Genomic DNA, 11,583 nt, shown 5'->3' on the forward strand with positions numbered 1-11,583 from the left:
GAGGGCGTCTGCTCTGAGCGTTGCCGACAGCTGGTGATGGGGTCCGTAAGCCGTCTGAAAGACGGCGGTCCCAGCCGGCCCGGAACCGCCGACATCCTGTCGGCCCCTGGGATCGCCGACATGTTGTCGGCTCCCCACGGATTATTTCGTTTCTCATCTGCGGAAATCTGCGTAATCTGCGGATAAAATGACCGCCTTGTCGAATCTGATCGAACCAGGAGCAACCACTATGCGCATTGCACGTTTTCAGGACGCCGCTGGGGCGGTCCACTACGGGATCCCCGGCGATGAAGGAGGCCGCGACCAAGGGTACGCACTCCGGCTGGCAGGCGACCTCTACGCGGGCCTGAGTGAGACCGGAGAGAGGATCGCCGTGAACAAGTGGCTGTCCCCGCTCGTCCCGGTCAACATCTTCGGGATCGGACTCAACTACCGCGCCCACGCCCAGGAGACCGGGGCGCAAATCCCCGAGCACCCCATCCTCTTCATGAAGCCCACCACGACGGTCACGGGTCCGGGAGACCCCATCGCCCTGCCGGCATCCTGCACCCATGGTCCGGAGGTCGATTTCGAGGCGGAGCTGGCGGTCGTCATCGGGCGCACCGCGAAGGACGTGACGGAGGCGCAGGCCCTGGATCATGTCCTCGGCTATAGCTGCGCGAACGACGTCTCGGCCCGGCGCTGGCAGAAACACGGCGGTGCCGGGCAGTGGGTGCGCGGCAAGAGCTTCGACGGCTTCTGTCCCCTGGGCCCGGTGCTGGTCACCGCGGATGAGATCCCGGACCCTCAAGCCTTGGACGTGCGCTGTCTACTTAACGGCGAGACCATGCAGACCGGCCACACCAGTGACATGATCTTCTCCGTGGCCCAGCTCATCGCCCACCTCAGCCGGGATACGACCCTGTTGCCGGGCACCCTGATCCTTACGGGAACACCGCCGGGCGTCGGCTTTGCCCGCACCCCGCCGGTCTTCCTCGCGGATGGAGACCAGGTGCGGGTCGAGATCGAGCACCTCGGGGGCTTGGACAACCCGGTCCGGAACGCCTCGGCTTGAATCCGCCCCGCACTCGGACAGATGTCAACAACCCCCAGCCGCGCAGCGGACCCTACAGTCAATCAGATGGTTAACGTAGGGTCTGCTGCGCGGACCTTCTAAATGTCAACACGTCCTAGAGTACTTGAGCGTCGCTTGGTGGCCCGGACCCGGATCTTCCGGGTAGAGCAGGTCGACCTGATATTCTCCAACGGCAATCGCCGCTGTTTCGAGCGGATCCTCGGGGGGCGGGGGTCGGTGCTGATCGTGCCCATGCCCGATGCCCGGACGCTGCTGCTGGCACGTGAGTATGCCGCCGGCACGGACCGCTACGAACTCGGCTTTCCCAAGGGCGTTGTCGAGCCGGGGGAGGACCTGTTGGAGGCGGCCGGACGCGAACTCCGGGAGGAGATCGGCTGCGGTGCCCGGGACCTGAGGTCGATACACAAGGTATCCCTGGCACCGGGCTATATTCAGCACGAGACACACCTGGTGTTGGCGCGGGATCTGTATCCCGAGCGGGCCCAGGGGGACGAGCCCGAACCGATCGAGGTCGTGCCCTGGGACCTGGACGCGCTGGACGCCTTGCTGGAGCGGGACGACTTTACGGAGGCGCGTTCCATCGCCGCCCTGTTTCTGATCAAAAGATTTTTAGGGCGAGATTAGGGGGTGTCTGAGGCGGGCAAACATGGGTAGTGGATAATTTTTAAGTGGTGAAGTCTGCGGTTCTTTTTCTTCCCTACTGATGGATTGGTTGATGGAGCCCGTAGGATGCGGTGAGCGCAGTATACCGCCTCAAGGATGGCATTGACGGTCGGCGCGAACCGCATCGCCGGATGGCCCGGGCCCGACAGTGCACACGCGCTTTCGGGATTCGATTACGGGCACCCTTTTCGTCAACGGCATGCTTGAATAAGCAACGGGTTAGAGCCGCCTGATCGCTGAAAATACCTATTTTTCAAGGTGCCTTTATGGGGGTTGATGCGGTTCGCGCCTCCGCGTGGTGCCATCCTGTAAGACCTACCGCGCTCACCACATCCTACCGGATTTGCCCAACCTACGAGCTTCGCCCCGCTCTCGCCGGGAGAGAGCCCGCCCCGAGCGCAGCGAGGGGGCCAGGAGAGGGGATCGAAAAGAAACCGGGAGTGGTCGGTGAACCTCTCGACTGCTCTCACTTAAAAATTTACCACTACCCTAAATGTCAACACGCCCTAGGAAATACCTTCCAGCTCCGCCTCCAGATTCTCCGCCTCGACCCGGCACTTGGTGACGAATTGCAGCTTGCGCACGCGTTCCTGTGCCGCTTCCAGGTCCGGCGCCGACGGAGCCTCCAGCAAGGCTTCCAACTCACTCGTCAGCACGTGGGCATGGTCGGCGAGGCGGTCCAGGATCTCACCGACCGCGGTCCCGGGGTCCGGTCGGTCTTTGACCTGGGCCAGGGCCTCGCGTAGCTCCATCTGCTCCATCAGGAATGCCGTGTCTTGGGTCGATGCCGGCTCGTCGCTCCAAGCGCCGGTGTGCAGCGACAGCAAATAGTGCGCGCGTGCCAGGGGTTCCTTGAGGGTCTGAAAGGCCTCGTTGACGCGGGTGGAGGCCTGCATGGACAACCGCCGCTCGCGGGCGCCCGCCGCGGCATAGCGATCCGGGTGCAGCGCATGCTGCAGGGCATGATAGCGCTCCGCCAGCAGATCGCCATCCACCCGGTAGCTCATGGGCAACCCGAAGAGCTCGAAGTGGTTCTTGGAGAAATCCAGCATGGGGGACCTTGCAATCCTGAATTATCCGGCGCTGTTTGGGAGACCGGACGTGTTGCGTTCGACGCACCAAGGCTCGCTGATCGTCTGCCGAGTCAGTGCCAGCGTCTTAACGCAACCTACACCCACATGACCCTCCGCGTGGCCGGCCCGCGCGGACCTTGCCTTAAGTGTAGGTTGCGTTAGCCGCGTGAGAAAACGTCTCGGGGGGCATGGCGTCGAACGCGGCGTAACGCAACACGACGCCTTCTCGGGCAGCACCAAATAATGCCGGACAGCGCTGCCTGGGGGACCGGACGTGTTGCATTCGACGTACCAAGGTGCGCTGATCTCCTGTGGCGCCGGTACCGGCGTCTTAACGCACCCTATGGTTCCATGAAGATTCTGTCGTGCAATGTTGTCGGTGGTTAAGAGCATCTGTACTCGGCAACAGAGCCTGGGGGTTCAAACATTGAAGCTCTCGCCACAGCCGCAGGCGTCCTTGACATTGGGGTTGTTGAATTTGAAGCCCTCGTTGAGCCCTTCCTTGGTATAGTCGAGCTCGGTCCCAGCGAGGTAGAGCAGGCTCTTGGGGTCCACGATGACCTTGACCCCCTGGTCCTCGAAGACCTGATCGTCGGCCCCCAGCTCATCCGCGAACTCCAGCACATAGGCCATGCCAGAGCAACCGGAGGTCCGGACACCGAGGCGCAGACCCAATCCCTTACCGCGGTTGGCGAGAAATTTACGGACGTGATCCGCCGCCACCGCCGTCATGGTGATACTCATGCTTCGACTCCCGGGGCGTCCTGCTTCCGGGTGTAGTCCTGAATGGCGGCCTTGATGGCATCTTCCGCCAGCACCGAACAGTGAATCTTGACCGGCGGTAGGGCCAGCTCATCGGCGATGTCCTGGTTCTTGATCTGTTGGGCCTCATCCAATGTCCGGCCCTTGACCCACTCCGTCAACAGGCTGCTGGAGGCGATCGCCGAACCACAGCCATAGGTCTTGAAGCGGGCATCCTCGATGACGCCCTGATCACTGACCTTGATCTGCAGGCGCATCACGTCACCGCAGGCCGGTGCCCCGACCATGCCGGTGCCCACCGTGGCGTCGTTGTCGAACTTGCCCACATTGCGCGGGTTCTCGTAATGGTCCAATACCTTTTCGCTGTAAGCCATGGTCTGTTACCTCGCGACAAAAACCTCAAAGCCGGGCGGGCATCAGTGCGCCGTCCACTGGACGGTGCTCAAGTCGATGCCGTCTTTGTACATATCCCACAAGGGCGATAGCTCGCGCAGTCGTTCGACCTGAGAGCGGATCTTCTCGACTGCGAAGTCCACCTCTTCCGAGGTCGTGAACCGCCCGAGCGAAAAGCGGATGGAGCTGTGCGCCAGCTCATCCTCGCGTCCCAGGGCCCGCAACACATAGCTCGGCTCCAGGCTGGCCGAAGTGCAGGCGGAGCCCGAGGATACCGCCAGGTCCTTCAGGGCCATGATCAGGGACTCGCCCTCGACGAACGCAAAGCTCAGGTTCAGGTTCCCGGCCACCCGCCGGTCCCAGTCACCGTTCAGGACGACCTGCTCCATATCCTTGAGGCCGTCCCACAAGCGATGGCGGAGGGCCAATACGCGCTCGTTCTCCGTGGCCATCTCCGCGCGCGCAATCCGACAGGCCTCGCCCATGCCGACGATCTGGTGCGTCGCGAGGGTACCGGAGCGCATGCCGCGCTCATGGCCGCCGCCGTGCATCTGGGCCTCCAGCCGCACCCGCGGCTTCCGCCGCACATAGAGGGCGCCGATACCCTTAGGGCCGTAAATCTTGTGGGCCGAGAAGGACATCAGGTCGATGTTCATCCGTTCCAAATCGATGGGGACCTTACCGGCACTCTGGGCGGCATCGACATGGAACAGGATCTTGCGCGCCCGGGTCAGCTCGCCGATGCCTGCGATGTCTTGAATGACACCGATCTCGTTATTCACATGCATGATCGAGACCAGGATGGTGTCGTTCCGCAGGGCGGCTTCCAGCTTGGCCGGATCGATGAGGCCATTAGGCCGGGGGTCGAGATAGGTGACCTCGAATCCCTCCCGCTCAAGGTGGCGGCAGGTGTCCAAAACCGCCTTGTGCTCCGTCTTGGCGGTGACGATATGCCTGCCCCCTTTGTGATAGAAACGGGCAACGCCCTTGATCGCCAGGTTATCTGACTCGGTAGCGCCGGAGGTCCAGACGATCTCCTTGGGATCGGCGTTGACGAGTGCCGCCACCTGGCGGCGGGCCTCGTCCACCGCATCCTCCGCTTCCCAGCCGAAGGAATGGGAACGCGAGGCCGGGTTACCGAACCTCCCCTCCGGGGTAAGATAGCTGCACATCTTCTCGGCGACCCGGGGATCGACAGGGGTGGTCGCCGAGTAGTCCATGTAGATGGGTAGTTGCATTTTTATAAGACTCCGAAACGCTTGGCACCGCCTACCGAATGATCAGGCACCGGCGCTCAACCCCCCGCTGCTGCGGCCCTCGATCCTGACCTCGGGTCCCTGCGGATCCCGACGCTTGGCGCTGCCCCGTCCCCCCTTGCCGTCGGCCAGATCCTGCAGACTGATGCGGTCGAGGTATTCGTAGATCTGCGTGCTCAGATCCTGCCACAGGTCATGGGTCAGGCAGGGACCTTGGTTCCGGCAGTTATGGGCGCCGCCGCAACGGGTGGTATCCACGCGCTCGTCCACCGCGGAGATGACCTCCGCCACATGGATCTCGGACGCCTTCCGCGCCAAGTTGTAGCCGCCGCCGGGACCCCGCATGCTCGAGACGAGAGCGCGCATACGCAGTCTGGAGAAAAGCTGCTCCAGATAGGACAAGGAGATGCCCTGACGTTGGGCGATATCCGCCAACGGGATTGGCCCCTGCCCGCGATGGATCGCCAGATCGAGCATCGCGGTGACGGCATAGCGCCCTTTCGTAGTCAATCTCACGGGTGAATCGCTCCTGCCTCGAGTGAAGGCTTGAGAAGCTACAATAACCAACTCATTCAGTCAAGTATTAAGTTGCACCACTGTCCGGCATTATTCGGTGCTGCCTGAGCAGGCGTCGTGTTGCGTTACGCCGCGTTCGAGGCCGTGCTCCCCCAGGCGTTTCCCCGCGCGGCTAACGCAACCTACACCCAAAGCGAGGTCCGCGCGGGCAGACAGCGCGGGCGGTAATCCTGGGCGTAGGTTGCGTTAAGACGCCGACACCGGCGCCACAGCCCGCGTAGGGCGGGAAAGCGTCAGCGCATCCCGCCGCTTCCCTCTGGCTCCCACGCTCCAGCGTGGGAGCCAAATCCAAACGCTCCAGCGTCATGAAACCTGGTCCCGAGCGGAGCGAGGAATCTCAGCCGCTGGAGCGGCCACAACGGCATTTCCACGCTGGAGCGTGGGAACGAGCCAAACCATGGACAAAGACGAAGCTCGTAGGCTGGGGTGAGCTTGCGAACCCCAGCCTACGGTCTCTGGAAGCGCCGGCGGTCCGCACCGCGGACCCTACCCGTCTTTTAATCTGCAAGTTATGCAGATTTCCACGGATTAAAGCGATTGTCCGATTGAAAACAACGGGGCATCTTCGTCTCGTCCGGCCAGTTGAACTTTTCAAGGTGGCCTTGAGGGCACTATCCTCATGCTCCTCCCCCTGATTCAAAGGGTGCGTATCGCCTGATGGAGTGAGCAATTATGCTACGTCGGTTAGGGCTGTTTAGATTCAAGAGCTTCCGGGACGCGATCCTTGACTTCGGGTCACTGACCTTGCTTGTCGGCGCCAATGCCTCCGGCAAGAGCAATCTGCGGGATGCGCTGCGCTTTCTCCATGGCGTCGGTTTGGGCTATCCGCTGGCCGAGATCCTGGGGGAGAAATACGGTCCCGGCGGTATCCTCCAGTGGCGCGGCATCCGTGGCGGTGCCCGGGAGGTAGCCTTTGGAGGAGCATCTGATTTTTGGCTCATGTGCACAGTGCAGCCACCCCAGGCGAAGTCCCGTCCTTACGCACATCTCGAGTACGGCTTGCAAGTGGATCTCTCCGACAAAGGCATTGGTCCACGGGTAACACGGGAAGCGTTGTATACGCGGCAGGATTATCTGTGGGATTCGGACCCGGAGGATGATCCCCCCCCGCAGCAGGACGAACATCAAATCCGGATTCGTCATCGTCGCGGCGGGAATCCCCAGGAGCCTGGAAGAATCTCCGACTTCTCCGCGACTCGCCCCGTGCTTTCCCAGTTTCCTGACCGGAATGATGAGCCCTTGAATGTCCGCCGGGCTTGCACCAGCGTGCTGGAGATCTTCCAGGACATTCGCTTCCTGGATCTGGATCCGAACGCCATCCGCCAACCGTCACAGCCGGGACAGGTGATCCTCGGCGATCGGGGTGAGAACCTGTCCTCGGTATTGCACGGCATCTGTCAGGACCCCGTGCTCAAGAACCAGCTCCTCGGCTGGCTCCGGTCGCTCACCCCGATGGATGTGGTGGACTTCGCATTTCAAACCGACTTGTCGGGACGGATTCTCGTGCAGCTCGTGGAGGCCAATGGTCAAAAGGTCTCCGCCCTCAGCGCCAGCGACGGCACCCTACGGTTTCTGGCCCTGGTTGCCGCCCTGCTCAGCCCGGATACCGGCCGCATCTTTTTCTTCGAGGAATTCGACAACGGCATCCATCCCACCCGGTTGCATTTGCTGCTGCAGCTGGTCCAGCAGGTCTGCAAGGAGCAGCAGATTCAGGTCATCGGTACCACCCACAACCCGGCGCTGCTGGGTTTCCTGGAAGCAGAGGCGTTAACAAACGCGCTCTTGGTCTATCGAACCGAGACCGCCGCGGATTCCCGGATACGGCGGATCTCGGACCTCCCGGACATTAGGCGGGTCCTCAAGACCGAAGACCTTGGATCGCTGCACGCCGCGGGATGGCTCGAAGACGCCGCCTGCTTCTCCGAACCCGACGCAGGAGAGTCGGAAACGGGGGGGGGCCCGGAATGAGCGTCAATGTCCTGGTCATTCCCGAGGATTTCCGCAAAGACCAGTATGTGCTCAAGCCCATCATCGAGAAGATGATGGCGAACATCGGCGTGCGTGCCCGCGTGCGAGTCTGCATGGACCCGAAGCTCGGCGGGATCGGTGCAGCCCTGAAGTGGGAGCACATGCGGAAGATCGTCAACCGTTACCGGGGCATGACGCGGGTCTTCCTGCTCATCGTCGATCGCGACTGCGACGAAAACCGCAGGGCGAAGCTCGATACGCTGGAAGAGAAGGCGAAAACACTGCTCGCAGGGACCGACTGTTGCTTTCTGGCGGAAAACGCCTGGCAGGAATTAGAGGTCTGGGTCCTCGCCGGCATGTCCGATCTGCCCAAGGACTGGCGTTGGCAGGAGATACGGCAAGACTGTGATCCGAAGGAAAACTACTATGTCCCCTATGCCCGGCAGCGGAATGTCGATAAGGATCCACATGCAGGCCGGGAGCCCTTGGCGAAGAAAGCCGCCGCGAACTACCTACGCATCCGCCGGCTCTGCCCGGAGGACGTTGCAACGCTCGAAACCCGTATTCGCGTAGTGCTGGGTACCGGCTGACGTCCATGACCCCGCAGCAGGGTGTCGCAAAAGCCCGTAGGATGTGGTGAGCGCCTACCCGCCCCAGGGACGGGGCGGGTAGGCCGCGAACCGCATCGTCGGAGACTGCCGTAACCAACGTGGTGTGGGACAGGCCGCCATCCATCGATGCGGTTCGTGCGGAGAAAGCAGGTACCGGCCGGCAGGCTCTAAACCACCACTCTCACCACATCATCGATGCGGTTCGCGCTAACCGGCCGTGCAATCCTAAGTCGCCAACCGCGCTCACCACATCATCGATGCGGTTCGCGCTAACCGGCCGTGCAATCCTGAGTCGCCAACCGCGCTCACCACATCCTACAATCTCGGTTCCGTCGCCCGAGCTGCAGCCCGTCGCTGTAAGACCCAGCCCCCATGAGCAAAGAACCGGTCGCCGTCAAACACTCCCCCGGCATGGAGCAGTATCTCCGCATCAAGGCGGATTACCCGCAGCTGTTGCTCTTTTACCGCATGGGGGACTTCTACGAGCTCTTCTTTGAGGACGCGGAGCGAGCCGCCCGCCTGCTGGATATCACCCTGACCAAGCGCGGCCAGTCCGGCGGCCGGCCGATCCCCATGGCCGGGGTTCCCTACCATGCGGTGGAGACCTATCTGGCCAAGCTGGTGCGTCAGGGCGAATCGGTGGCAATCTGCGAGCAGATGGGGGATCCGGCCAAGTCCAAGGGTCCGGTGGAGCGGGAAGTCGTTCGCATCGTCACCCCCGGCACCCTGACCGACGAGGCTCTGCTCCAGGAGCGCCGGGACAATCTGCTGGCGGCGGTCTGCGCCGGCGATGACGGCTACGGCCTCGCCTGGCTGGAGCTCTCCAGCGGCAGTTTTGCGGTGCTGCAAGTACCAACGCTGGAGGCCCTGCGCAGCGAGCTGGCGCGGCTGCGGCCCTCCGAGACCCTGGTGGCGGAAGACAGCCGCCTGCCCGAGGAGCTGGATCCGGAGGGAGGCATCACCCGTCGTCCGGTCTGGCATTTCGAGCCGGACAGCGCCCACCGCCTGCTGTGCGGCCAGTTCGGTACCCGCGACCTGACCGGGTTCGGGTGTGCCGAGCTGCCGCTGGCGGTAGGGGCCGCCGGCTGCCTGCTGCAATACGTCCAGGACACCCAGCGCAGCAGTCTGCCCCACATCCGCGGCCTCACCACCGAGCAACGGGACGCTTCCCTGATCCTGGACACCGCCACCCGCCGCAACCTGGAGCTCGTGACCAGCCTGAGCGGTCGTTCCGAGCACACCCTGGCGGGGATCCTGGACCGCACCATCACGGCCATGGGCGGCCGTCTGCTGCGGCGCTGGCTCGGCCGCCCCCTGCGCTGCCAGGACACCATCCGCCGCCGCCATGCCGCCGTCGAGGAGTTGGCCGGAGGCGACGCCTTCGCCCCGGTACAGGAAGGGCTGGCCGGGATCGGCGACCTGGAGCGTATCCTGGCCCGGGTGGCCTTGGGCTCGGCGCGGCCACGGGATCTGGCGGTATTGCGCGACTCCCTGGCCTACCTGCCCGATCTGCAGGCTACCCTGGAGCCCTTGCAGGCCCCCCTGGTGCGGGAGCTGTCCGCAGCGATCGGGACCTTTCCCGAGGTGGTGGAGCTGCTGCAACAAGCCGTCATCGACAACCCGCCGGTGCTGATCCGCGACGGGGGCGTGCTGGCGTCCGGTTACGACCAGGAACTCGACGAGTTGCGCGACCTGGCGACCAATGCCGACCACTTCCTCCTGGACCTCGAAGCGCGGGAACGTGCACGCACAGGTATCGACAATCTCAAGGTCAGCTACAACCGGGTCCACGGCTACTACATCGAGGTGAGCCGCAGCCGGTCCGAGCAGGTCCCGGCGGAGTACGTCCGACGTCAGACCCTGAAGGGTGTCGAACGCTATATCACACCGGAACTCAAGCGGTTCGAGGACCGGATACTGAGCGCCCGGGAGCGCGCCCTGGCCAGGGAAAAGGCCCTCTACGAAGCGCTGCTGCAACGGCTGACGCAATGGCTGGCGGAGCTCCAGACAGCCGCCGCCGGCATCGCCGCCCTGGATGTGCTCTGCAACCTGGCGGAACGCGCCGCTACCCTGGACTGGGTGCGGCCGGAGCTGACCGACGAGCCGCTCATCGAGATCGCCGACGGCCGCCATCCGGTGATCGAGCAGGTCATCGACACCCCCTTCGTGGGCAATGGGGTGCAGCTGGACGAGGACCGCCGCATGCTGATCATCACCGGACCCAATATGGGCGGCAAATCCACCTTCATGCGACAAACGGCCCTGATTACGCTCCTGGCCTATTGCGGCAGCTTCGTGCCCGCCCGTTCCGCACGGCTGGGGCCCGTGGACCGCATCTTCTCGCGCATCGGCGCCGCGGACGACCTGGCCGGCGGGCGGTCGACCTTCATGGTGGAGATGGAGGAGACGGCCAACATCCTCCACAATGCGAGTGACCGCAGCCTGGTGTTGATGGACGAGATCGGCCGCGGCACCAGCACCTTCGACGGCCTCTCCCTGGCCTGGGCCTGCGGCGTCGAGCTGGCGACACGCAACCGCGCCTTTACCCTGTTCGCGACCCATTACTTCGAGCTCACGACCCTCTCCGAGGCCTATCCCGGAATCGCCAATGTCCATCTGAACGCCGTGGAGCACGGGGACACCATCGTCTTTATGTACACGGTCCGCGCGGGTCCGGCCAGCCAGAGCTACGGGCTCCAGGTAGCGCGGCTCGCCGGGATACCCGCCGCGGTCATCGAACGCGCCCGCACGCGCCTACGCGAGCTCGAGGACAACGCCCAACGCCATACCGAACGGGAAGCCGATCAGCTGTCCCTGTTTCCACTGGAATCCCCGCCCCCAATCCGGACCCCGGCCTCGACCTCCACAACTCCAACCTCCACCCCGGCCCTGGAGGCCCTGCAGGCGCTGGATCCGGACGGACTCTCGCCACGGGAGGCTCTGGAGGCATTGTATCGGTTGAAATCGCTGGTGGAGTAAGTGGAGTAATAGGAGGTCGCAGGCCAACGCCATTAAGTTAGCGGTTAGCCGCTTGCCGTGGTGGGTTAGAATTACGAAGGAGAAAACTACGAATCGCCCGAATCAGCGCGAATCCATTCGTGAGGATTCGCGCGAGGCGTCTGCTCTGACCGTTGCCGACAGCTGGTCATGGGGTCCGTAAGCCGTCTGAAAGACGGCGGTCCCAGCCGGCCCGGGACCGCCGACAT

General features: G+C 63.4%; 11 protein-coding genes. 6 read left to right on the forward strand and 5 right to left on the reverse strand.

Annotated features, from left to right (window positions below; all coding sequences use genetic code 11):
* The 3 genes from BQ17_RS22460 to nudE all read left to right on the forward strand — a co-directional run.
* On the forward strand, positions 1 to 186 hold a 186-nt coding region (locus BQ17_RS22460), incomplete at its 5' end, for a hypothetical protein (RefSeq protein WP_218068160.1).
* Positions 187 to 229: 43 nt separating this feature from the next.
* Complete coding sequence (locus tag BQ17_RS07510; RefSeq protein WP_089725771.1) at positions 230 to 1,054, forward strand: fumarylacetoacetate hydrolase family protein; 825 nt, start codon at positions 230 to 232, stop codon at positions 1,052 to 1,054.
* A gap of 102 nt (positions 1,055 to 1,156) precedes the next feature.
* A complete protein-coding gene (gene nudE, locus BQ17_RS07515; RefSeq protein ID WP_089725773.1) occupies positions 1,157 to 1,699 on the forward strand; it encodes an ADP compounds hydrolase NudE in 543 nt (180 codons plus the stop codon).
* A 545-nt stretch (positions 1,700 to 2,244) separates the two neighbouring features.
* Here nudE and hscB read toward each other — a convergent pair.
* The 5 genes from hscB to BQ17_RS07540 form a co-directional block, all read right to left on the reverse strand.
* The gene (gene hscB / locus BQ17_RS07520) at positions 2,245 to 2,790 is read right to left on the reverse strand and encodes a Fe-S protein assembly co-chaperone HscB (RefSeq protein ID WP_089725775.1); all 546 of its coding nucleotides are present in this window, start codon (positions 2,788 to 2,790) and stop codon (positions 2,245 to 2,247) included.
* Positions 2,791 to 3,231: 441 nt separating this feature from the next.
* Positions 3,232 to 3,555: an iron-sulfur cluster assembly protein IscA gene (gene iscA / locus BQ17_RS07525; protein ID WP_089725777.1), complete on the reverse strand. Its 324-nt coding sequence runs from the start codon at positions 3,553 to 3,555 to the stop codon at positions 3,232 to 3,234.
* Positions 3,552 to 3,947, reverse strand: a complete 396-nt coding sequence (iscU, locus tag BQ17_RS07530) for a Fe-S cluster assembly scaffold IscU (protein ID WP_089725778.1) — start codon at positions 3,945 to 3,947, stop codon at positions 3,552 to 3,554. The genes iscA and iscU overlap by 4 nt, the downstream gene beginning before the upstream one ends.
* Positions 3,948 to 3,989: 42 nt before the next feature.
* A complete protein-coding gene (locus tag BQ17_RS07535; RefSeq protein WP_089725780.1) occupies positions 3,990 to 5,204 on the reverse strand; it encodes an IscS subfamily cysteine desulfurase in 1,215 nt (404 codons plus the stop codon).
* A 42-nt stretch (positions 5,205 to 5,246) separates the two neighbouring features.
* Positions 5,247 to 5,738, reverse strand: coding sequence for an Rrf2 family transcriptional regulator (locus tag BQ17_RS07540; RefSeq protein ID WP_089725782.1), 492 nt, complete (start codon positions 5,736 to 5,738; stop codon positions 5,247 to 5,249).
* 732 nt (positions 5,739 to 6,470) lie between these two features.
* Between BQ17_RS07540 and BQ17_RS07545 the strand changes: the two genes are divergently transcribed.
* The 3 genes from BQ17_RS07545 to mutS all read left to right on the forward strand — a co-directional run bounded on the left by BQ17_RS07545 (position 6,471) and on the right by mutS (position 11,356).
* Positions 6,471 to 7,766, forward strand: a complete 1,296-nt coding sequence (locus BQ17_RS07545; protein ID WP_089725784.1) for an AAA family ATPase — start codon at positions 6,471 to 6,473, stop codon at positions 7,764 to 7,766.
* A complete protein-coding gene (locus tag BQ17_RS07550) occupies positions 7,763 to 8,356 on the forward strand; it encodes a hypothetical protein (RefSeq protein WP_089725786.1) in 594 nt (197 codons plus the stop codon). Before BQ17_RS07545 ends, BQ17_RS07550 begins: the two co-directional genes overlap by 4 nt.
* A gap of 393 nt (positions 8,357 to 8,749) precedes the next feature.
* Positions 8,750 to 11,356: a DNA mismatch repair protein MutS gene (gene mutS, locus BQ17_RS07555; RefSeq protein WP_089725788.1), complete on the forward strand. Its 2,607-nt coding sequence runs from the start codon at positions 8,750 to 8,752 to the stop codon at positions 11,354 to 11,356.
* Positions 11,357 to 11,583 lie beyond the last annotated feature (227 nt).

It is taken from the genome of Candidatus Thiosymbion oneisti (assembly GCF_900092655.1).
Taxonomy (GTDB): Bacteria; Pseudomonadota; Gammaproteobacteria; order Chromatiales; family Chromatiaceae; genus Thiosymbion; species Thiosymbion oneisti.

Bases quoted from the DNA above. Each gene is read 5' to 3' on its own strand.
- iscU (WP_089725778.1), bottom strand. From the start codon at position 3,947: ATGGCTTACAGCGAAAAGGTATTGGACCATTACGAGAACCCGCGCAAT.
- BQ17_RS07510 (WP_089725771.1), top strand. From the start codon at position 230: ATGCGCATTGCACGTTTTCAGGACGCCGCTGGGGCGGTCCACTACGGG.
- nudE (WP_089725773.1), top strand. From the start codon at position 1,157: ATGTCAACACGTCCTAGAGTACTTGAGCGTCGCTTGGTGGCCCGGACC.
- mutS (WP_089725788.1), top strand. From the start codon at position 8,750: ATGAGCAAAGAACCGGTCGCCGTCAAACACTCCCCCGGCATGGAGCAG.
- hscB (WP_089725775.1), bottom strand. From the start codon at position 2,790: ATGCTGGATTTCTCCAAGAACCACTTCGAGCTCTTCGGGTTGCCCATG.
- BQ17_RS07545 (WP_089725784.1), top strand. From the start codon at position 6,471: ATGCTACGTCGGTTAGGGCTGTTTAGATTCAAGAGCTTCCGGGACGCG.
- BQ17_RS07535 (WP_089725780.1), bottom strand. From the start codon at position 5,204: ATGCAACTACCCATCTACATGGACTACTCGGCGACCACCCCTGTCGAT.
- iscA (WP_089725777.1), bottom strand. From the start codon at position 3,555: ATGAGTATCACCATGACGGCGGTGGCGGCGGATCACGTCCGTAAATTT.
- BQ17_RS07550 (WP_089725786.1), top strand. From the start codon at position 7,763: ATGAGCGTCAATGTCCTGGTCATTCCCGAGGATTTCCGCAAAGACCAG.